Raw genomic sequence first — 20687 nt, forward strand, 5'->3', positions numbered from 1 at the left:
GCTCCTGGCATGGCTGACAAGGCAGAGGCGGTGAGGCGCGGCATCCCGACTCTCGAGGAGGTGGCGGCACGCGCCGGTGTCTCACGCGCGACGGTGTCGCGCGTGGTCAACGGCCACCCCACCGTGCGGCCCGAAGCCGTCGAGAGCGTCAACCGGGCAATCGACGAACTGGGCTACGTCCCGAACCGCGCCGCGCGCTCCCTGGCGAGCAACCGGACGCAGGCCATCGCCCTGGTCGTCCCCGAGACCGCGGCCCGCATCTTCGCCGACCCCTTCTTCGCGTCGGTGGTCCAGGGCGTCGCGACCACGCTCAACGACTCGGACTACACGCTGACGATGCTGATCGGCTCCGAGAGCAACGCGGCGAAGACCCGGCGCTACCTGCTCGGCGGCAACGTCGACGGGGCCATCGTCATCTCGCACCACACGGGTGACCACTCCTACAAGGACCTCGGCCAGGTGCTGCCCGTCGTGTTCGGCGGCCGCCCACTGGGCGACTCCCCCGGCGCGGTGGTGGTCGACGTCGACAACGTCGACGGGGCGTCCAAGGCGGTCACGCACCTGATCGGGCGCGGCTGCCGCCACATCGCCGCCATCTCGGGCCCCCAGGACATGCGCCCAGGCGTCGACCGGAGACTCGGCTGGCAGGAGGCACTCCTGATGGCCGGCCTGACGCCGGGGCCCGAGGTCGTCGGTGACTTCTCCACCGAGTCCGGCCTGGCCGCGGCACGCAGGCTGCTCGAACTCGACCCGACGGTCGATGGGCTGTTCGCGGCCAACGACCAGATGGCCATGGGCGCGCTGCAGGCGCTGCGCGAGGCGGGGCTGCACGTGCCCGACGACGTCGCGGTGGTCGGGTACGACGACTCCTTCTTCAGCAGCACAATCGAGCCGCCCCTGACCACCATGCGGCAGCCGATGATCGCGATGGGCTCTGAGCTGGCGACCACCCTGGTCGCGCTGATCGAGGGCCGCCCCGTCGACCCGGTGACGCTGCTGCGCGCCAAGCTGGTGGTGCGCGCCTCCGCCTGAGCGGCTACTCGTCCTCGTCCGCGGCGACCGCTCGGGCCAGCGGGTCGATGCCCGCCGGATGCAGCGCCGGATCGGACTCGACGAAGGTCCGCACAGGGCCGGGCCCGGTGCGCCTTGTCTCGAAGCGGACCGTGACCCGCCCCAGCCCGGAGCCCCACACCCAGCCCCGACCCAGCTCGTCGTGCACGACGTCGGCCCCCGGATGGTAGCGCACGCTGCCGCGCACACCGCTCAGGCCGACGTCGGAGGCCTCCGACACGACGCTCGGGGTCGGCTCCTCGTCGCCGAACAGCCGCTCCTGGGCCGCGAGCGCGAAGCCGCTGACGCCCAGCCCGAGCAAACGCACCCCGGCCCTGACGTCGACCTCCCCCAGGGAGGCCAGCCCCGCGGCCGTGATCTCGTCGACCTGATCGGTCGCCCCGCCGAGGCTGCGGGCGATCGTCCGGGTGCTGAAGTCGGCGAATCGCACCTTCAACGTCACCGTCCGCGCGAAGAAGCCGGCCTTGTTGAGCCGGGCGACGACCGAGGCCGCGTCGCGCACGAGGATCGCCTCCAGCTGGGCCCGGTCCGTCAGGTCGACGGCGAACGTGTCCTCCGTCGAGATGGACTTCGGGTCCCTGACCGGCTCGACGCGCCGCGCGTCGCGCCCCCAGGCCAGCTCCGAGAGCCCGGCCCCCGCGGAGGCGCCCAGCTCGCGGATGAGCTCCGCCGGGTCCGCATCCCGCAGATCCGCGACTGTGTGGCAGCCGATCGCGACCAGCCGCTGCTCGGTGGCCGGCCCGACCCCGGGGATGGCGCGCACCGGCAGCGGCGCAAGGAAATCGAACTCCTCGGCCGGGTCGAGGATGCGGATCCCGTCGGGTTTACCAGCCTCGCTGGCCAGCTTGGCGAGGAACTTGGCGCTGCCGACCCCCACGGACGCAGTCAGCCCCTCCGTCCGCTCCGTCAGCTCGGCCCGCAGCCACTCGACCCGCTCGACCAGCTCGTCGTCCGGCCACCCGGACGGCTCGAGGTCCATGAAGGCCTCGTCGAGGCTCAGCGGCTCGACCAGCGGCGAGACCTCGCGCAGGAGTCCCATCACGATGCGCGACGACTCGCGGTAGGCATCGAACCGGCCGCCGAGGAACGCGGCGCGCGGCGCGCGGCGCCTTGCCTCCGCGCCCGACATCGCCGAGCGGACGCCGAAGGCGCGGGCCTCGTAGGAGGCGGTGGCGACGACGCCTCGGGGTCCGGTTCCCCCGACGACGACGGCCCTGCCGCGCAACGAGGGCTTGTCGCGCTGCTCGACGACGGCCCTGCCGCGCAACGAGGGCTTGTCGCGCTGCTCGACGGCGGCGAAGAACGCGTCGAGGTCGAGGTGCAGGATCCGGCGAGGCATGGCACAGCCACACTACCCAGCCGCTGCCTCCCTGCCCGCCGGGCCCGGCTGCTGGCCACCCGCGTCGTGGGCGAGCCGCTGCCCCGCGGCGCGGAGCCAGCGCGCGGCGTCGGACATGGCCGCGGCCGCAGACCCGGCGAGGCTGGTCAGGGACAGGACCGTCGCGAAGGCCGAGGCGTCGGCGTCCTTGGCGACAGCGCCCGCGACCAGCGCGGCCGGGACCCCGGCGCTTGCGGCCAGGTCCGCGACGCTGGCCGGTACCTTCCCATGCGCGCTGGAGACGTCGAACTTCCCCTCGCCCGTGACGACCAGGTCCGCACCGTCGAGGGCGTCCGGCAGCCCGACGATGCGCGCGACCTCCGTCGCCCCGGTTCCCAGCTCGGCACCCCAGAACTGCAGCGCGTAGCCGGTGCCGCCCGCGGCACCGGCGCCCGGCCGGTCCGGGTCGGCCCCCAGGAGTGCGGCGAAGCGGGCCAGCATCAGATCCGCCAGCTCGACGCCCCGTTCATCGAGGCCCTTCTGCGGGCCGAAGACGTGGGCCGCGCCGCGCGGCCCGAGCAGCGGGTTGTCGACGTCGCTCAGCACGAGGACGCCGCGCGGCGGCAGCGGGATCAGCCCGTTGAGATCGACCGAGGCCAGGTCCGCCAGGCCGCGGAGTCCGAGCGCGACATCACCCCCGTCGGCGTCCAGGAAGCGGGCCCCCAGCGCGCGCAGCATGCCGGTCCCGGCGTCGGTGGACGCGCTGGACCCGATGCCGAGCAGGATGCGGGTCGCGCCGTCCGCGATCGCCGCGGCGATCGCCTGGCCGAAGCCGAGCGTGTGGGCGTCGAACGGCAGCCGACACTCCCCCAGCAGCTCGATGCCCGACGCCGAGGCCAGCTCGATGAAGGCCGTCCGGCCGGGCAGCATCAGCCACGGCGCGGGGTGGCTCGCACCGTCGGGCCCAACCACGTCGGTCGCGCGCTGCTGCGTGCCCTGGATCGCCGCGCTGAAGGCGGCCCGGGTACCCTCGCCGCCGTCGGCCATGGGCCGCAGCACCGCGTCGTCGTCGGGGCGGACGGAAGTCCACCCAGCCGCCAGCGCCTCGGCGGCCTCCCGTGCGGGGATGCTGCCCTTGAAGCTGTCGGGGGCGAAGACGACGCGCATGTCAGGACGGGGTCGGCAGGTACGAGACGAAGTCGAACCCGGTGCGCGGCTCCCGCGAGACCTCGGTCCAGTCCCGGGCCGTGACCTTCGGGAACAGAGCGGATCCCTCGGGGCTCTGGTGCACGACCGTGATGTCGAGCTCCGTCAGGTAGGGCCAGGCCGCCTCGTAGATCTGGGAGCCGCCGCCGATGTAGCAGACCTTCTCCGGCGTCCGGGCGGCCAGGTCGAGGGCCTCGGTGATCGAATGCGCGACCTCGACTCCGTCGTCGGTCCATTCGGGGTCCCTGGTCACGACGATGATCCGTCGGCCCGGCAGTGTGTGGCCGATCTGCTCGTGCGTGCGGCGACCGAAGATCAGCGTGTTGCCGGTGGTGACGGCTTTGAAGCGGCGGAAGTCCTCGGGGATGTGCCAGAGCATGTCCTCCCCCGAGCCGATGACTCCGTTGTCGGCGACGGCGGCAATGGCGACGATGCGCACTGCGGTTCTCCTTGTCAGACGGCGATGGGTGCCTTGATGACGGGGTACGGGTCGTAACCGCGGACCTCGATGTCCGCCAGCTGGAACTCGTCGATGGCCGTCACCTCGGGGTTGAGGTGCAGCGTGGGCAGCGGACGCGGGATCCGGGTCAGCTGCTCGGCGACCTGGTCGAAGTGGTTCGAGTAGATGTGCGCGTCGCCCAGCGTGTGCACGAAGTCGCCGACCCTCAGCCCGACCACCTGCGCCACCAGATGCGTCAGCAGCGCGTAGGACGCGATGTTGAACGGAACGCCGAGGAACACGTCGGCCGAGCGCTGGTAGAGCTGGCAGCTGAGCGTGCCGGGCCCGTCGGCCTCGGGGGTCACGTAGAACTGGAACATGGTGTGGCACGGCGGAAGGGCCATGTCGTCGACGTCGGCGACGTTCCAGGCGCTCACGATGTGCCGCCTCGACTCCGGATTGCTGCGCAGCGACTCGACGACGCGCGCGATCTGGTCGACGTGTCGCCCGTCCGGGGTGGGCCAGGATCGCCACTGGTAGCCGTAGACGGGCCCGAGGTCGCCGTTCGCGTCGGCCCACTCGTCCCAGATCGAGATGCGGTTCTCGTGCAGCCAGGCGATGTTGGTGTCGCCGCGCAGGAACCAGAGCAGCTCCCCGAACACCGACCGGGTGTGCACTTTCTTGGTGGTCAGCAGCGGGAAGCCCTCGCGCAGGTCGAAGCGCATCTGGTAACCGAACACCGAGCGCGTGCCGGTACCCGTGCGGTCGCCGCGGTCGACGCCGGTCGAGATGATGTGCGCCAGAAGGTCGTGGTACTGCTTCATGCGTCGAGCTCCCCGAGCCAGTCGACGAAGGCCCGCACGGCGATGCCGCGGTGCGAGATGGAGTCCTTCTCCGCAGGTGTGAGCTCGGCGGAGGTGACCTCCATGCCCGCCGGGATGAACAGCGGGTCGTAGCCGAAGCCGTTCTCGCCGGCGGGCGCCTCCGCGACGCGGCCGGGCATCAGCCCGTGCCAGACGCGACGCTCACCGTCGGGTGTGACAAGCGCGAGCGCGCACACGAAACGGCCCGTGCGGCGCTCTGCGGGGACACCGTCGAGCTGCGCGAGCAGCAGCGCGTTGTTGTCCTCGTCGTCGCAGGCCGGCCCGGCCCACCGTGCGGAGCGGACGCCGGGCATGGAGTTGAGCTCATCGACCTCGAGGCCCGAGTCGTCGGCGACTGCGGCCAGCCCCGTCTCGCGGGCGGCGGCGCCGGCCTTCAGGAAGGCGTTGCCCTCGAAGGTGCGCTCGGTCTCTTCGGGCTCAGGATAGGGGGCGAGGTCTCCGAGGCCGAGCACCTCGACGCCCAGCTCCTCGGCCTCGATGATGCGGCGCAGCTCTCCGAGCTTCTTCGGGTTGTTCGTGGCGAGCACGATCCGGTCGGGGCGCCTCACGCGAGGGCCTCACGCTGGATGCGGGCCAGCTCGGCGCAGCCAAGCGTGCCAAGGTCGAGCAGGCGCCCGAGCTCCTCCCGGCTGAACGGCGTGCCTTCGGCGGTGCCCTGCACCTCGACGAAGTCGCCAGAGCCGGTCATGACGATGTTCATGTCGGTCTCGGCGGCCGAGTCCTCCTCGTAGCGCAGGTCCAGGAGCGCAGTGCCCTCGGCGTCGAAGCCGACCGAGATCGCTGCCACGGAGTCCTTGAGTGGCTCACCCGCGAGGGCACCGAGGCCGCGGAGGTGCTCGACGGCGTCGGCCAGCGCGACGTACGCGCCCGTGATGGCCGCGGTGCGGGTGCCGCCGTCGGCCTGCAGCACGTCGCAGTCCAGCACGATGGTGTTCTCGCCGAGCTCCTTGAGGTCGACGACGGCGCGCAGCGCGCGGCCGACCAGCCGGGAGATCTCGTGCGTGCGGCCGCCGATGCGGCCCTTGACGGACTCGCGGTCGGAGCGGGTGTGCGTCGCGCGCGGCAGCATGGCGTACTCGGCGGTCACCCAGCCGAGGCCCGATCCGGTGCGCCAGCGCGGCACGCCGGTGGTCACGGAGGCGGCCACCAGCACGCGGGTGCGGCCGAACTCCACGAGGACGGATCCTTCGGCGTGGTCGAGCCAGTTGCGCGTGATGCGCACCTCGCGCAGCTCGTCGGGGCGTCGTCCATCGATGCGAGTCGCGGTCATGGGGTCAAACGTACCCCACCGCTTCGCGCCGACGGCGTGGTCAGCGGGGGCAGGTGCAGCGCTGATCCGCGGGGACACCCTCGAGAGCCTGCTCGATGTGCTCCCCGCAGCCGGCCCAGGTGGGCTTGCCGCAGCGTTCGCAGGTGACCCTCTTACACATGGGCGTTCTCCTTGTCGATCGTGACCTTCGTGGCGTTCGTCACGAAGCCACCCAACAATCTACGCCCGATTCCCTGGAAGTCGTCGGCGTTTCCGGTGGTCAGGAACGCGCGGAGCGCCTCGCGTGGCTGATGCCTGAGCAGGTTCGCCTGCGTCAGCTGCGAGTAGGTCGACTGCGCGCACGCCTCCGCCGACGACACCAGCGTCACCCCGTTGCCCAGCACGTAGCCGATGACTCCGGCGAGCAGCGGGTAGTGCGTGCAGCCGAGGATGAGCGTGTCGCACTGGGCCTTCTTGATGGGCGCCAGGTACTCCTCCGCGACGGCGAGCAGCTCGTCGCCTCCGGTGATGCCGGCCTCGACGAACTCGACGAAGCGGGGGCAGGCCTGCGTGGTGAGCAGGATGTCGGCGACGGCGAAGGCGTCGTCGTAGGAGGCGGAGTTGATGGTCGACTCGGTGGCGACGACGCCGATGCGGCCGTTGCGGGTCGCGGCGATGGCGCGGCTGGCGGCGGGCAGGATCACCTCGGTGACGGGCACGTCGTAGCGTTCGCGCGCGTCGCGCAGCACGGCCGACGATGCGGAGTTGCATGCGATGACCAGGGCCTTGACGTCGCGTTCCATCAGGTGGTCGAGCCCCTCGAGGGCGAACTCCCGCACCTGCGCGATGGACCGCGGGCCGTAGGGCGCCCGGGCGGTGTCGCCCAGATAGACGAAGTCCTCGTTGGGGAGCTGCTCCACCAGCGACCTCAGGACGGTGAGCCCGCCGAATCCGGAGTCGAAGACCCCGATGGGCCGGTCGATCGCATCATTCACAACGTGCCATCCTACGCGCGGTCGAACTGCTCCGGATCGAGCCCCTGGCCCGCCGACAGGCAGGCCCCGCGCATCTCGAGCAGGTCCTCCAGCAGGTATCCGAGCCACTCGATGAGGTCGTGCAGGCCGGGATTGTCGCGGACGACGGCCGCGACGGGCTCCGCGAGCCGCTCGGTGCCAGCGAGCTCGGCGTACCAGAAGAGCCTGAGCGCACCCAGGGTCCGCGCCCAGTCGTCGACCTCGGAGAGGCTGACCGGCACGAACCCGACCCACTCGTCCAGGGCAGCCGTGACCTTCTCTGCCGCGGCGATCCTGATCCGCGTCTGGTCGTGGATGGAACCGCGCCAGAACTCGTCGGCGTCCTGTTCCTGGTCGGTGGCCGGCGGGTAGAGCCGGGCCAGGCGGGGGTCGGCGAGCATGCGGTTGGTGGGGTCGTCGGCCAGATCGGCGACGATCTGCTCGAACGGGTCGTCGCTGGGCGGCGGCAGCAGCGCGGAGAGGTGCTCGAGGTAGAACCCGAGCATCGCCCGCAGCCCCCCGTCGCGGCCGTCGCGCCCGTCGAAGGCCCAGACCAGCTGGTCGTCACCGAGCGTCATGCCTGCTCCATGGTGGCCCAGAGGTTGTAGCCCTGCATCGCGAGCACGTCGCGCTCCATCTCCTCGCGGTTGCCGGTCGACACGACCGCCTTTCCCTCCTGATGGACCCTCAGCATCAGCTTCTCCGCCTTCGTCCGCGGGTACCTGAAGTACTCCTGGAAGACGTAGGTGACGTAGCTCATCAGGTTGACGGGGTCGTCCCACACGATGGTCACCCACGCTCGGACCTCGTGCGGGGCCTCCTGGGGGCGTTCGACGACCTCGGCGCCGGAGGAAGGTACTGCGGTCATGACCCCTACTCTGCCCGCTCAGGGCAAACACCGTGATCGTTTCCTGTGGACGGACTACTGTCGTCGGCATGACTTCGGCATTGCTGACGGACCACTACGAGCTGACGATGGTGCAGGCCGCGCGCAAGGCGGGCACCGCCGGGCGCCGCAGCCTGTTCGACCTGTTCACCCGACGTCTCCCCGAGGGTCGCCGCTACGGCGTGGTCGCCGGGCTCGGCCGGGTGATCGAGGAGATCGAGAGGTTCACTTTTGGCGACGAGGAGCTGGGCTTCCTGCGCGCACGCGGGGTCATCGACGACGACCTGGCGCACTGGCTCGCCGGCTACCGCTTCAGCGGCGACATCTGGGGCTATCCCGAGGGGGAGGTCTATTTTCCCGGCTCCCCGGTCCTCTCGGTCGAGGGCACCTTCGCCGAGGCATGCGTCCTCGAGACGGTCCTGCTCAGCGTCTACAACCACGACTCCGCCATCGCGGCGGCCGCGTCGCGCATGACGGCGATGGCGGGCAGCCGCTCCTGCGCCGAGATGGGGTCGCGCCGCACGCACGAGGACGCCGCCGTCGCCGCCGCCCGCGCCGCATACCTCGCCGGCTTCGGGTCCACCTCCAACCTCGAGGCCGGTCGCCGCTACGGCATCCCGACCATCGGCACCGCCGCCCACTCCTTCACGCTGCTGTTCGACTCCGAGGAGGCGGCGTTCGCAGCCCAGCTTGAGGCGCTGGGCAACGACACCACCCTGCTGGTCGACACCTACGACGTCGAGACGGCCATCCGCACCGCCGTCCGGCTGACCGGCGGCCGGCTCGGCGCGATCCGGTTGGACTCCGGCGACCTCGCCATCACGGCACGCCAGGCGCGCGACCTGCTCGACGACCTCGGCGCGACGACGACGAGGATCATGGTGACCTCGGATCTCGACGAGTGGCAGATCGCGATGCTACAGGGCGCCCCCGTCGACGGGTACGGCGTAGGCACGTCGCTCGTGACCGGGTCCGGGCACCCGACCTGCGGCTTCGTCTACAAGCTGGTGGCCCGCGCCGCCTCCGACGAGCCGGGCGCCGAGATGGTGCCGGTCGGGAAGAAGTCCAAGGGCAAGAACACGCTGGGAGGCCGTAAGTTCGCGATGCGCCGTCGCGGGGCCGACGGCCGCGCGGAGGCGGAGATCATCGGCCTGGGCGCCGCGCCGGTCAACGATGGCGACGACCGCGACCTGCTCGTGCCCGTCTACCGCGGCGGCGAGCAGGTCTACACCGCGACGCTGGGCGACGCGCGGGTGCGGCACGCCGAGTCGCTGGCGGAGCTGCCGCTCGCGGCCCGCCGCATCTCCCGCGGCGAGCCGGCGATCGAGACGATCATCCTGGACGGGGCCGGGGCCGAGACCACCAACCCGTACCAGGCGGCGCCGTTGGTCACGAACCTCTGAGCCTCAGCGCCGCTCCCACCGCGACGCCGGCTGCTCGGGCAGCCCGTTCATCACGGCGGCGAGCCTCTGGGGCAGCCGGGCGGAGAACACGTCCTCCAGTTCGATGCGGCGCCCCTCGGCGTCGTGCAGCGGCACGCGCCAGTTGGGGTACTCGTCGACCGTGCCGGGCATGTTCTGGGCGCGCCGCTCCCCCACCGCGTCGGTGAGGTTGGCGAGCAGCACCTTCGACGGCGTCAGCAGCAGATAGCGGTGCAGCGCGAGCATCACCTCGGTGCTGTCGTCGACCTTGTCGGGCGCGAGCACGCCGATGTCGACGAGCTTGCCCAGCCAGGCGGCGCGTTCCTGCGCGGCGACGCGCAGCTCGTCGTCCAGCGGCTCCGTCAGCAGCCCCAGGTCGTCGCGGATGCGGACGTGTTCGCCGTCGAGGTAGCCGAGCGTCGGCGGAAGATCGTGTGTCGTGACCGAGGCCATGCAGTACTCGCGCCACCACTGCGCGTCGAGCGGCTCGCCCTGCAGCCCCGCCTCGAACCACAGCACGGAGGTGCCGAGGATGCCGCGGCGTGCGAGGTAGTCGCGGACCCACGGCTCGACGGTACCGAGGTCCTCTCCGACGACCAGGGCCTGGGCGCGCTGGGCCTCCAGCGCGAGGATGCCGACCAGCGCCTCGTGGTTGTTGCGGACGTAGGTCCCCTGCGTCGGGCCGCCGCCGCGCGGCACCCACCAGAGCCGGAACAGTCCGATGATGTGATCCACGCGCAGGCCTCCGACGCGGCGCAGCGCGGCGGACACCATCGCCCGGAAGGGCGCGTAGGCCAGCTCTGCGAGCCGGTCGGGGCGCCACGGCGGCTGGCCCCAGTCCTGGCCCGCCTGGTTGTACTGGTCGGGAGGTGCGCCGACGCTTATGCTGTTCGCAAAGACGTCGGGCATCATCCAGGTCTCGGCGCCCTCGCGGTTGATGCCGACCGCGAGGTCGGTCACGATGCCGACGGGCATGCCGACCTCGGCGGAGACCGCCTGCGCGGCGGAGATCTGCGTCTGGGCGACCCACTGCAGCCACTCGAAGAAGTCGATCTCCTCGGCGTTGTCCTCGGCGAACTCGACCACGGCGGGCGAGCTCGGCCGCTGCAGCTCCTCGGGCCACTCGCGCCACCGCTGGCCGTGCTGCTCGCACAGCGCGCTCCAGGTCGCGAAGTTGCGCAGCCCGACGCCCTCGCGGCGGCGGAAGTCGTCGTAGGCGATGCGGCGGGCGGCGCGCATGCCCTCGGCGTGGATCAGGCGCAGCGCCTCCAGCTTCAGCGGCCAGATGCCGTTGCGCTCGACGATGCCGGACTCGCGGCCGAGCGCGGCCGCGCGCTTGCGCAGCGCCTTGACCTGCTGCCGGGCGCCGCGACCCAGGGTGGCGTACTCGTCGATGGACTCGGGCCGGATGTAGATCGGGTTGATGAAGCGGCGGCTGGCCGGCAGGTACGGCGACGGCTCGAGCGGGGTCACCGTCTCGGCGGCGTGCAGCGGGTTGATCAGCACGTAGCCGGCGAACTGGCGGGTGCCGGACCAGCTGATGAGGTCCGCAAGGTCGGCCAGGTCGCCGATGCCCCACGAGGAGCGCGACGCCACGGAGTACAGCTGCGTGCCGTAGCCCCAGATCCGCTGGTCGCGCATCGCGGGAGGGAAGCCCACGAACCCGGGCGTCACGATGACGGAGGCCCTGTGGACGCCGGTGGCGGTCGTGGCGACGACGTGGTGGTAGCCGGTGGGCAGGTCCGCCCCGAGCCAGAACGTCGCCTCGCCGATCGCCGCGCCGTCGACGACACGGTCGGGAGTGTCGTTGTCGCTCTGCCAGGCCGGGCGGGTCTCGCCGCTTTCCAGCACGACGTGCACCTCGAGGCCGGATCCGGCTGGCACGTGTACGTCGACGTGGATGCCGTGGCCCTCCTCCGCGACGGTGCAGGGCGGCAGGACCCGCCGCCAGGAGTCGTCGACCACGCGCTGCCAGGCGTCGTCTGCCGCCTGCGGCGTGCTCGCGTCGATGTCGAAGGCGGCGAGAACCTCGACGAGCGTGCTCACGGGGATGTCGACGTGGCGTCCCTTCCAGTCCCAGAACTCACGGGCGATCCCGAAGTGGTCGGCCAGGCGCTGCAGGCCGGGGCTCAGGTCAGTCATCTCGCGCTCACCGGACCTTGAGGACCTGCGTCTTCGACGCCATGTCGGAGAGGGTCTGCTTGTTGCGCGATGCGAGCGCGGTGATGCCCGTGATGATCGTCAGGATCCCGATGCCGTAGATGAAGGCGCCGAGGAATCCGCGCAGGATGGCGGTGCCCCAGCTGAGCTTCCCCGCCTGGTCGTCGCCCAGCCGCACCGTGCGCAGCCCGAGGGCCGCCTGCCCCAGCGTCGCCCCGAGCGTGCCGAGCATCACCGTGCGATAGATGCCGTAGATCACGAAACTGAGCAGCGACGAGTAGAGGATCGCCAGCCAGAGCTCGTTGTCCGGCATCGGCAGCGGGCCCGTCGCGGTGCCCTCGGAGTAGAGGACGAGCTCTCGGGCCCACCGGTCGGCGGCCCCCGAGAGCATCGAGTTCAGCCCCACAGCGCTCACGATGAAGCTCACCACGATGATGATCAGAATGTTGTCGAGCACGAAGCCGAGGAGGCGCCAGCCGAAGCCCGCGACGCGCGGCAGGGCCGGAACCGCGTACGGAGAGGGCTGCAGAGTCGCGTAGCCGTAGCCCTGATTCTGCTGCTGGCCGAAACCCTGCGGCCCCCAGCCCTGCTGGCCATAGGCCTGCTGGCCGTGACCGGGCTGAGGCGGGGCGGGCGGCTGCTCCTCGTACCGGTCACGCGTAGCCTGCGACCAGGCGACGCCATCCCAGAAGCGTTCCGCATCCGTCCCGGCAGGGTCCGGATACCATCCCGCGGGGGGCTGCTGAGGCGCGTTAGTCATGCCCACAAGGATGCCAGACAAGGACGCGGCTTTCCTGTCGGGTGATTTTTGGGGACAATTGGCGGCGACATGGAGATGATTGGGCGTTACCGGATCACTGGCCGCATCGGCTCGGGGTCCTTCGCGACCGTTTACCGGGGCCAGGACGACACTCTCGACGTGCCGGTCGCGGTGAAGGTGCTCGCCGACAACTGGGCCACGAACGACGACGTGCGCGCCCGCTTCCTCGCCGAGGCCCGGCTGCTGCGGCGCATCTCCGACGAGCGCATCGTCCGCGTCTACGACATCGGCACCACCGACCGCGGACAGCCGTACTTCGTGATGGATCTGGCCAACGGAGGCAGCCTCGATCAGCTCCGTAAGAGGCTCGTCGCCCCCGGGCTCGCCCTCAGGCTGTGCGCGGAGGCCGCGCGCGCCCTGGAGGTGATGCACCGCCACCAGCTCGTGCACCGCGACATCACCCCCGGCAACATCCTGCTCACCAACACGCCGGGTGGCGTGCGGGTGATGCTGGCCGACCTCGGCGTCGCGAAATCGCTGCTGGACGACTACCGCGACACGATGACGGCGGGCACCCCCGCCTACATGGCGCTGGAGCAGGCGAACTCGACGGGCCTCGACCAACGCTCCGACATCTACTCGTTGGCCTGCGTCACCTACGCCCTGCTCACCGGACACCCACCCTTCCCTGTCAAGACGCTGGCGGAGCTGCTGAACCGGAACCACGCCATCGGACCTGCCCCCGTCGCGGCCCAGATCGGCGCCCCCCAGCAGCTCGACCAGGTGCTGGCCTCCGCGCTGTCCGCCGACCCGAACCGCCGTCCGCAGACCGCGTTGCAGTTCGCCGATGCCCTCGACACCCTGGCCGCAGCCCTCCCCGGCGGGGACGCGTACCGGCCCCGCCCGCTGTCCGCACCGAGCACGCCGACGGTGCCGCTGCCGGCGGCCCCCGCACCCATCGACACCCTGCCTGCGGGCCCCCGACACCCCGGCAGCCTCATGCCACGCTCCGAGACCCCGACGTCGATGCTCGACAACTACCTCGGGAAGGGTCGCTACCGGCCGGCGAAGACCAGGGAGACGCACTCGCTGTGGTTCCACGTGTGGGTCACGGCGTCGGCGATCCTGCTCCTCGCGCTGACGCTCTGGCTCACCGTGTACGTGCTGACGCGCTAGCCGGCGCGCAGTTCGTTGGCGATGTGCCCGATGCGCCGGCTGGCGAGGACCGAGGCGACGCTCAGAACCAGCACGGCCCCGAGCGCCGTGGTGTAGGCCAGCTGCGGCGGGTCGGCCAGCAGCAGCGCCGTATAGATCGCCCCGGCCACCGCCGTGACGACCGAGTTGCCCACCGACTCCGCGACCTGCAGCGACGACTGGTTGCGGCCCTGCTCGAAGCCGCCGGACAGCGTCATGGTCGCCACGGCGGTGCTGGGCATCGTCAGACCCATGCCGATGCCGCCGACGACCCACCCCAGCAGCCCCGCGACCAGCGGGATCTGCACGTTCCACGCGAACACGGTGAGCCAGCCGATGCCGAGCGCCGAGAGCAGCGCTCCGGCCGTCACGAACCCGTCGCGGCTGAGCGGTACCCAGCCCTGGGCCTGCAGCCAGGAGCCGACGAACCAGCCGAGCGAGCCGACGGTGAGCGCGAACCCCACCTCCAACGGGGACAGTCCGCGCAGGTCCTGCAGCACGACGAGAAGGATCGTCTCCGCGGCGAAGAACGAGCCCGCCTGCAGCGCCCTGGTCAGCACGACCGACGGCAGGCCTGCCCCGAACCCGCGCGCCGCGGGGGCCAGGATCCGGGGCAGCCCCCAGGCGAGCAACCCCGCGCCAACCACGGCCGCGGCAACCGACCAGACCCCGAGCCCCTGCCCGGCGAGCAGGATCAGCGACGGCGCCAGCGCGACCGACGCCAGCGGGCCGACGGCCACCGCTGGAACCTCCTCCTCGTCCGGCTCGAAGGACGCCTGCACCGCCCGCACTCCCGGCAGGGTGCAGAGCACAGACACCAGAACGAGCGGGATCATGGCGGCGAACACCAGCCGCCAGCTGTGGTGCGTCAGCCAGGCTGCAAATGGCGGGCCGACGAAGGCGGGCAGCAGCCAGCAGAACGACACCAGAGCCATCGCCCGCGGGCGCTGCTCGGCCGGGAACCCGTGCGCGACCACCACCGACAGCGTGAGGTTCAGCGCGCCGGCGCCGAGGCCCTGCACCAGGCGCGCGAGCAGGATGAGCCACACGTTCGGAGCCGCCATGCCCAGCACCAGCCCGACGAGGAACATGGCGAAGCCGACGTACATCGGCCACGCCGGTCCGCGGGTGTCGGCGACCCTGCCCGCCACGACGGTGGCGACCAGCATCCCCGTGACGATCGTCGTGAACGCCCACGGATAGAGTTGCGCTGCGCCGAAGTGGTTCATGATCGTCGGCAGCGCCGTGGCCAGTCCGATGGTCTGGAAAGCGGCGGCCAGCACGGCAAGCATGATGCCGACGATCAGCGCTGTGCGTTGCTGCATGAGCCAGCCTCCCTTTCCAGCCGCGGCGCCTTCACCGCGCGTACACTTCGGTGTTATGAGTGAACTGGCCCCCGGCTCCCAGACAGTCCTCGACGAGCGCACTGAGCTGTTCGAGGACGGCGATCAGGATCGCTTCTCGCACTACGTCCCGAAGGACAAACTCGTCGCCGCCATGGTCAACGGGACCCCCGTGGTCGCCCTCTGCGGCAAGGTCTGGGTGCCCACGAAGAACCCGGAGAAGTATCCCGTCTGCCCGGAGTGCAAAGAGATCTGGCAGTCCCTGCACCCCGGGAAGTAACCGGGACCCTCGTCAGTAGCGGTAGCTGTCGGGCTTGAACGGCCCCTCGACGCTGACGCCGAGGTAGGCCGCCTGCTTCTGCGTGAGCGTGGACAGCTCGACGCCGAGCGAGGCAAGGTGCAGCCGGGCGACCTCCTCGTCCAGGTGCTTCGGCAGCACGTACACGCCGACCGGGTACTCGTCGGGCCGGACGAACAGCTCGATCTGGGCGAGCGTCTGGTTCGTGAACGAGTTGCTCATCACGAACGACGGGTGGCCCGTGGCGTTGCCGAGGTTCAGCAGGCGCCCCTCGGACAGCACCAAGATCGAGTGTCCGTCGTCGAAGCGCCACTCGTGCACCTGCGGCTTGATCTCGACGCGCGTCACGTCCGTGCGCGCCTCCAGCCCCGCCATGTCGATCTCGTTGTCGAAGTGGCCGATGTTGCCGACGATCGCCTGGTGCTTCATCCGCGCCATCTGCTCGTGCGAGATGACGTCGCAGCAGCCGGTGCAGGTGACGAAGATGTCGCCGACGCCGATCACGGAGTCGAGGGTGGCGACCTGGTAGCCGTCCATGGCGGCCTGCAGCGCGCAGATCGGGTCGACCTCGGTGACGATGACTCGCGCGCCCTGACCACGCAGGGACTCGGCGCAGCCCTTGCCGACGTCTCCGTAGCCGCACACCACGGCGACCTTGCCGCCGATCAGCACGTCGGTGGCGCGGTTGATGCCGTCGATCAGCGAGTGCCGACAGCCGTACTTGTTGTCGAACTTCGACTTGGTGACCGAGTCGTTGACGTTGATCGCGGGGAACAGCAGGGTGCCGTCGCGCTCCATCTCGTAGAGGCGGTGCACGCCGGTGGTGGTCTCCTCGGTCACGCCCTGGATCGAGTCGGCGATGGCGACCCAGTCGATGCTGCCGAACGTGTCGCGCAGCAACGCCTTGATGACCGTCACCTCGTGCGAGTCGCCGTCCGCGTCGGCGGCCGGCTCCCCGGCCTTCTGCGCCGCGACTCCCCAGTGGACGAGCAGGGTCGCGTCGCCACCATCGTCGAGGATCATGTTCGGCGTGCGGCCGTCGGGCCACACCAGGATCTCGCGGGCGCACTCCCAGTACTCCTCGAGGGTCTCGCCCTTCCACGCGAACACGGGAATCCCGGCGGCGGCGATGGCCGCGGCGGCGTGGTCCTGCGTCGAGAAGATGTTGCAGGAGGCCCAACGCACCTCGGCGCCCAGCGCGACGAGGGTCTCGATGAGCACGGCCGTCTGCACGGTCATGTGCAGGGAACCGGCGATCCTGGCCCCCTTCAGGGGCTGTTGTGCGGCGAAGCGCTCCCGCATCGCCATCAGGCCGGGCATCTCGTGCTCGGCGAGCGTGATCTCCTTGCGGCCGAACTCGGCCAGCTCAATGTCAGCTACGCGATAATCCACGGCGCCACTCTATCCGGGCGACGCGGGTCTGCTCAGCCGTCGAGCGATGCCAGGTGCGCCAGCGCCAGGTCGTAGCCGCCGATGCCGCAGCCGATGATGACCCCGCACGCCTTGGCTGACAGCACGGAATGCGAGCGGAACTCCTCGCGCGCGTGGACGTTGGAGATGTGCACCTCGACGTAGCGGCCGACCAGGGCGGCCGCGTCGGCGACAGCGTAGGAGTAGTGCGTCCAGGCTCCGGCGTTCAGGACGGCGTCGGCGCCGGCATCGGCCGCCTCGTGCAGCCAGCCGATGAACTCGCCCTCGTGGTCACTCTGGCGGACCTCGACGTCGAGCCCGAGCCGTGCTCCGGTCTCGACGAGGTGGTCGGCGAGCTGGGCATGCGTGGTGGCGCCGTAGATCTCGGGCTGGCGGGTGCCCAGCCTGCCGAGGTTCGGGCCGTTGAGGACGAGGACGCGGCGCATGTCAGCTGAGCCCGATCTCGAGGTAGGCGGCCCCGTACAGGCCGCGCTGCAGGAGCGTGACGTAGCGCTCGATGGCCGTGGCCTCGAGCTCCTCCGGCCCGGAGCTGATGCGGGTCACGCGCACGCCGACAGACTCCGCCTGGCGGATCAGACCGGCCGCGGTATCGCGCAGCCTGCCCGGCAGCAGTTCGTCGTCGAGCATGACCAGCGCGGGCCGCACGTCGGCGCCGTCGTCGACCGGGTCGGCGAACAGATCACGCTCGGGGATGGCGCGGAGCAGGCCGCTGAGCTCGGAGGCGTCGGCGGCGAGGGCCGGGCGTCCGCTGGCGCGCCGGCAGGCCTCGGCGATGCGCCGGGAAGCGCGGGCCGCCAGCACCGTGCCGCCCCAGACCAGGGGCAGCGAATCGGCGAGTTCGAGTGCGAGCGCCTTTCCGGGGTTCTCCGACAGGTCGCTGGAGGGGCCGCAGATCTCCGCGACCAGGTCGGCGGCCTCCGCCACCTGCTCGGGGTGCACGACCGGTCCGAGCCCGAGCCCGCCGAGCTGCGCGAGCACGGCGACGGCGGCGGCCATCGGGTCGGAATCGAGCGTCGGGATCAGGGAGGCCCCGGAGAAGCCGGCGATCGCGCCGGCCAGCGCCGAATCCTCGGGCGCCGCGACGATGAGGGACGCGCCGCGGCGGGCGGCCTCGCCCGCGCACTGCAGGACCCACTCGGGCGAGTCATGATCGCCGAGGACGACGGCGAGGTCGAGGGGGCCCACCCACGCGGGTAGGCCGGGGCCGGGCCACGCCATGAACGGGACGGGGCAGGCCGGCTCGAGGACAGCGCGGACGAGCCGGGCTTCCGTGCCGAGCACGAGGATGCCGCGCGGCCTGTCGGCGCGGTCGAGGTGGCCGATGGGCCGGGTCTGGGCGGCGCGGCGGATGCGTGCGCCGGCGGTGGCGAGCCAGCGCAGCGTCTCGCTGTCGGTCAACTCGGGGGACTCAAGTCGGGAATCGTCGAACATCGGTTACGTCTCAGAGCGTGGAGCGGGCCTGGTCGATCAGGAGCACGGGGATCTGGTCACGCACGGGGTACGCGAGGCCGCACGCCTGGTTGGTGCAGATCAGCTCTTTCGCGTCGTAGTCGACTGCGAACTTCGCGTGGCAGGACGGGCATGCCGCGATCGCAAGAAATTCGGGCGATAGCTTGAGGGCTTCGTCGGCCATGGAAATGCTCCTTGAGAGAACTGATTGAATGACTCTACCGTGTCCGGCCGGGGCCGGGCTCAGGCCCTGACCAGCGCGAGGACCTCGTCACGCAGCGCGCCCATGGTGGCGTCGTTGCGTGCCTCGACGTTCAGTCTGAGCAGCGGTTCGGTGTTACTGGGGCGCAGGTTGAGCCACCAGCCCTCGGCCCTGTTGCGGACCGTCAGCCCGTCACCCCACTCGACATCGCCGCGGCCGTCGAAGGCCCGCGCGACCCGCTCCTGGCAGGCCTGAGCGTCGTCGACGGTGGAGTTCAGCTCCCCCGAGCGGGAGTAGCCGTCGTAGACCGAGGCCAGCGCCGACAGCGGCTGATCGCTCTCACGAACCAGCTCGAGAACATGCAGCGCGGCGAGCATGCCGGTGTCGGCGGACCAGAAGTCGCGGAAGTAGTAGTGGGCGGAGTGCTCCCCGCCGAAGATCGCGCCGGTGTCCGCCATCAGCGCCTTGACATAGGTGTGGCCGACGCGCGAGGTGACCACGCGGCCGCCCCGCGCCTCGACGGCCTCGGGGACACACCACGACGTGATGGTGTTCGTGACGATGGTCGCGCCCGGCTCCTTCGCGAGTTCCGCCACGGCGATCATGGCCGTGACTACCGACGGGTCGACGACCTCGCCGCGCTCGTCGATGATGAAGCAACGGTCGGCGTCGCCGTCGAAGACCAGTGCGAGGTCGGCGCCGTGGCGGCGCACGGCCGCCTGCGCGTCGACGAGGTTCGCGGGCTCCAGCGGGTTCGCGGGATGGTTCGGGAACGTCCCGTCGAGGTCGAGGTAGAGGCCGATGATGTCCAGGTTCCGGCCGGACAGCACGGACAGCGCGGTGTGGCCGGCCATTCCGTTGCCTGCGTCGATGACGACCTTGATCTCACGGAGGCCGCGCTGGGGAACGAGGTCGCCGAGCTTGTCGGCGTAGGCGTCGAGCGCGTCGATCGTTCGGTAGCCGCCGGTGACCTCGGCGCCGATCTCGACGTTGGCGGCGCGGTCGCGGAGCCGCTCCATGAAGTCGCCTGGCACCGGACGGGCGTCGGCGAGGCAGAACTTGATGCCGTTGTACTGGACGGGGTTGTGGCTGGCGGTGAACTGGACGCCGGGCAGCGACAACCAGCCGGAGGCGAACCACAGCTCGTCGGTGGAGGCGAGGTCGATGTCGATGACGTCGGCTCCCGCGCGGCGGGCGCCGTCGATGAAGGCGAGCGAGAGCTCCCGCCCGAATGCACGCATGTCGCGGCTCAGCACGAACTGCGTCGCGCCGGTGAGGTCGACGTACGCGGCGCCGAGGGCACGGGCACCGTCGAGGTCCCACTGCGGCGCATCGCCTGAGACGATGCCGCGGATGTCGTTTGCCTTGAAGATTTCAGCGTCGAGCACGCGCCCAGCCTATCGCCTGGCTCTTGGGACCGCCCCCTGCACGAGGCGGAGATGGCCGCCGCGGCCGCCGGGCTCCGGCAGGGGGGGCAGCGGCTCCGCCGGGGGCGCGGGTTCGTCCGGCCGCAGGCCGATGGCGCGCACGGCGTCGGCGAGCGCCATCAGGTCGTCCGTGACCGGCTCGGGGGCCGCGGGGGCACCGTCGAGGGGGAGGCGGAGCACCTGCCACCCCTGGGGCACGCTCGTTCGCTCCGCGTGGCGGGGGCACAGGTCGTAGGCGCCCGGCTCCGGCGTCAGGGACAGAGGTCCGAGCACCGCGGTCGAGTCGGCATACACGAAGGTCATCGTGGCCACGGCGGGCGCGGCACACGCGGTTCGGGAGCAGGTACGCACCCAGGCAACCTAACGGACGCCGCACTAGAGTGGCGGCATGCCACGCAGACGAGATCGACATGGACGCGGTCTACGCGGCCCACTCGCCGCTCCGAATCCCTTCTCCGGCCGGCCCGTGCCTCTGCGGCGCCCCTCCCGCGTGGACTTCTTCAACGACTGCGTCACCGCCGCCATGTCCGACATCGCCGCCGTCTCGCCCGACGCCCTGACCGGCATCGTCGTGGGTGTCGAGGAGGTGCCCCACCTCAACACCGCGTGGTCGGGCAACCGGGTGCCCCTGTCCGCGGCGCTGGAGCCGAGCCGCGGCCGACGCGCGCAGATCGTGATCTTCGAGCGGCCGCTCGAGCACCGCGCCACGTCCCGCTCCGACCTGAGGCAGCTGGTCCACCAGACGATCGTCGAGCAGCTAAGCGCCCTGACCGGCCGCAGCATCGAGGAACTCGGCGGCGAGCCGGAGTGGGACGACTAGCCCTTTCGCCTCGGACCCCGACCACCCCAGTCGTGTCCGCCACCATCCTGGCCCTGCTCCGAAAACCCCAGCCGCGCTCCGAAAATCGACCAGTGCCCGATTCTCCCCGGTCTACC

At 71.1% G+C, this 20687-nt stretch carries 24 protein-coding genes; 5 read left to right on the plus strand and 19 right to left on the minus strand.

Going from position 1 to position 20687, the window contains the following annotated elements:
• The first annotated feature begins 9 nt into the window (after window positions 1–9).
• Window positions 10–1032: a LacI family DNA-binding transcriptional regulator gene (locus QH948_RS09805; protein ID WP_281144214.1), complete on the plus strand. Its 1023-nt coding sequence runs from the start codon at window positions 10–12 to the stop codon at window positions 1030–1032.
• A gap of 4 nt (window positions 1033–1036) precedes the next feature.
• Here QH948_RS09805 and QH948_RS09810 read toward each other — a convergent pair whose 3' ends face one another.
• The 10 genes from QH948_RS09810 to clpS are packed head-to-tail and all read right to left on the minus strand — an operon-like array spanning window position 1037 to window position 8048.
• Window positions 1037–2410 carry a DNA polymerase IV gene (locus QH948_RS09810; RefSeq protein ID WP_281144215.1) on the minus strand — a complete coding sequence of 458 codons (1374 nt, stop codon included), beginning with the start codon at window positions 2408–2410 and terminating at the stop codon, window positions 1037–1039.
• A gap of 12 nt (window positions 2411–2422) precedes the next feature.
• Window positions 2423–3556: a glycerate kinase gene (locus QH948_RS09815; protein WP_281144216.1), complete on the minus strand. Its 1134-nt coding sequence runs from the start codon at window positions 3554–3556 to the stop codon at window positions 2423–2425.
• Window position 3557: 1 nt separating this feature from the next.
• Entirely contained in the window at window positions 3558–4034 is a 477-nt protein-coding gene (locus tag QH948_RS09820) for a dihydrofolate reductase (RefSeq protein ID WP_281144217.1), read from the minus strand.
• A 14-nt stretch (window positions 4035–4048) separates the two neighbouring features.
• A complete protein-coding gene (locus tag QH948_RS09825; RefSeq protein WP_281144218.1) occupies window positions 4049–4858 on the minus strand; it encodes a thymidylate synthase in 810 nt (269 codons plus the stop codon).
• On the minus strand, window positions 4855–5466 hold the full coding sequence (gene rdgB / locus QH948_RS09830) for an RdgB/HAM1 family non-canonical purine NTP pyrophosphatase (protein WP_281144219.1): 612 nt from the start codon (window positions 5464–5466) through the stop codon (window positions 4855–4857). The genes QH948_RS09825 and rdgB overlap by 4 nt, the downstream gene beginning before the upstream one ends.
• On the minus strand, window positions 5463–6188 hold the full coding sequence (rph, locus tag QH948_RS09835; RefSeq protein ID WP_281144220.1) for a ribonuclease PH: 726 nt from the start codon (window positions 6186–6188) through the stop codon (window positions 5463–5465). Before rph ends, rdgB begins: the two co-directional genes overlap by 4 nt.
• Window positions 6189–6228: 40 nt before the next feature.
• Window positions 6229–6348: a DUF8730 family Cys-rich protein gene (locus QH948_RS14270; RefSeq protein WP_498371058.1), complete on the minus strand. Its 120-nt coding sequence runs from the start codon at window positions 6346–6348 to the stop codon at window positions 6229–6231.
• On the minus strand, window positions 6341–7162 hold the full coding sequence (murI, locus tag QH948_RS09840) for a glutamate racemase (RefSeq protein WP_281144221.1): 822 nt from the start codon (window positions 7160–7162) through the stop codon (window positions 6341–6343). Before murI ends, QH948_RS14270 begins: the two co-directional genes overlap by 8 nt.
• Before the next feature lie 11 nt (window positions 7163–7173).
• The gene (locus QH948_RS09845; protein ID WP_281144222.1) at window positions 7174–7758 is read right to left on the minus strand and encodes a DUF2017 family protein; all 585 of its coding nucleotides are present in this window, start codon (window positions 7756–7758) and stop codon (window positions 7174–7176) included.
• Window positions 7755–8048, minus strand: a complete 294-nt coding sequence (gene clpS, locus QH948_RS09850) for an ATP-dependent Clp protease adapter ClpS (RefSeq protein WP_281144223.1) — start codon at window positions 8046–8048, stop codon at window positions 7755–7757. Before clpS ends, QH948_RS09845 begins: the two co-directional genes overlap by 4 nt.
• A gap of 68 nt (window positions 8049–8116) precedes the next feature.
• Between clpS and QH948_RS09855 the strand changes: the two genes are divergently transcribed.
• Entirely contained in the window at window positions 8117–9469 is a 1353-nt protein-coding gene (locus QH948_RS09855; protein WP_281144224.1) for a nicotinate phosphoribosyltransferase, read from the plus strand.
• A gap of 3 nt (window positions 9470–9472) precedes the next feature.
• Here the strand turns inward: QH948_RS09855 and malQ are convergent, their stop codons facing one another.
• On the minus strand, window positions 9473–11629 hold the full coding sequence (malQ, locus tag QH948_RS09860; RefSeq protein WP_281144225.1) for a 4-alpha-glucanotransferase: 2157 nt from the start codon (window positions 11627–11629) through the stop codon (window positions 9473–9475).
• A gap of 7 nt (window positions 11630–11636) precedes the next feature.
• Complete coding sequence (locus QH948_RS09865) at window positions 11637–12407, minus strand: RDD family protein (protein WP_281144226.1); 771 nt, start codon at window positions 12405–12407, stop codon at window positions 11637–11639.
• 69 nt (window positions 12408–12476) lie between these two features.
• Here QH948_RS09865 and QH948_RS09870 point away from each other — a divergent pair, with 69 nt between their 5' ends.
• Window positions 12477–13583, plus strand: coding sequence for a serine/threonine-protein kinase (locus QH948_RS09870; RefSeq protein WP_281144227.1), 1107 nt, complete (start codon window positions 12477–12479; stop codon window positions 13581–13583).
• Here QH948_RS09870 and QH948_RS09875 read toward each other — a convergent pair.
• On the minus strand, window positions 13580–14926 hold the full coding sequence (locus QH948_RS09875) for an MFS transporter (protein WP_281144228.1): 1347 nt from the start codon (window positions 14924–14926) through the stop codon (window positions 13580–13582). The genes QH948_RS09870 and QH948_RS09875 overlap by 4 nt on opposite strands.
• A gap of 55 nt (window positions 14927–14981) precedes the next feature.
• Here QH948_RS09875 and QH948_RS09880 point away from each other — a divergent pair, with 55 nt between their 5' ends.
• Entirely contained in the window at window positions 14982–15224 is a 243-nt protein-coding gene (locus tag QH948_RS09880; protein WP_219083630.1) for a DUF3039 domain-containing protein, read from the plus strand.
• Between the two features lie 12 nt (window positions 15225–15236).
• Here QH948_RS09880 and ahcY read toward each other — a convergent pair whose 3' ends face one another.
• Genes ahcY through QH948_RS09910 form a run of 6 tightly spaced genes read right to left on the minus strand, consistent with a single transcriptional unit; the run spans window position 15237 to window position 20102 of the window.
• Complete coding sequence (gene ahcY / locus QH948_RS09885; protein ID WP_281144229.1) at window positions 15237–16634, minus strand: adenosylhomocysteinase; 1398 nt, start codon at window positions 16632–16634, stop codon at window positions 15237–15239.
• Window positions 16635–16666: 32 nt separating this feature from the next.
• Complete coding sequence (locus tag QH948_RS09890) at window positions 16667–17098, minus strand: type II 3-dehydroquinate dehydratase (RefSeq protein WP_281144230.1); 432 nt, start codon at window positions 17096–17098, stop codon at window positions 16667–16669.
• 1 nt (window position 17099) lies between these two features.
• The gene (locus tag QH948_RS09895) at window positions 17100–18104 is read right to left on the minus strand and encodes a phosphoheptose isomerase family protein (RefSeq protein ID WP_281144231.1); all 1005 of its coding nucleotides are present in this window, start codon (window positions 18102–18104) and stop codon (window positions 17100–17102) included.
• Window positions 18105–18114: 10 nt separating this feature from the next.
• Entirely contained in the window at window positions 18115–18306 is a 192-nt protein-coding gene (locus tag QH948_RS09900) for a Trm112 family protein (protein WP_219083626.1), read from the minus strand.
• 59 nt (window positions 18307–18365) lie between these two features.
• The gene (locus tag QH948_RS09905) at window positions 18366–19712 is read right to left on the minus strand and encodes a phosphohexomutase domain-containing protein (RefSeq protein WP_281144232.1); all 1347 of its coding nucleotides are present in this window, start codon (window positions 19710–19712) and stop codon (window positions 18366–18368) included.
• 9 nt (window positions 19713–19721) lie between these two features.
• Complete coding sequence (locus QH948_RS09910; RefSeq protein WP_281144233.1) at window positions 19722–20102, minus strand: DUF3499 domain-containing protein; 381 nt, start codon at window positions 20100–20102, stop codon at window positions 19722–19724.
• A gap of 37 nt (window positions 20103–20139) precedes the next feature.
• Here QH948_RS09910 and QH948_RS09915 point away from each other — a divergent pair, with 37 nt between their 5' ends.
• Complete coding sequence (locus tag QH948_RS09915; RefSeq protein ID WP_281144234.1) at window positions 20140–20571, plus strand: metallopeptidase family protein; 432 nt, start codon at window positions 20140–20142, stop codon at window positions 20569–20571.
• Window positions 20572–20687 lie beyond the last annotated feature (116 nt).

This window comes from Tessaracoccus lacteus, assembly GCF_029917005.1.
In the GTDB taxonomy this organism is placed as follows: domain Bacteria; phylum Actinomycetota; class Actinomycetes; order Propionibacteriales; family Propionibacteriaceae; genus Arachnia; species Arachnia lactea.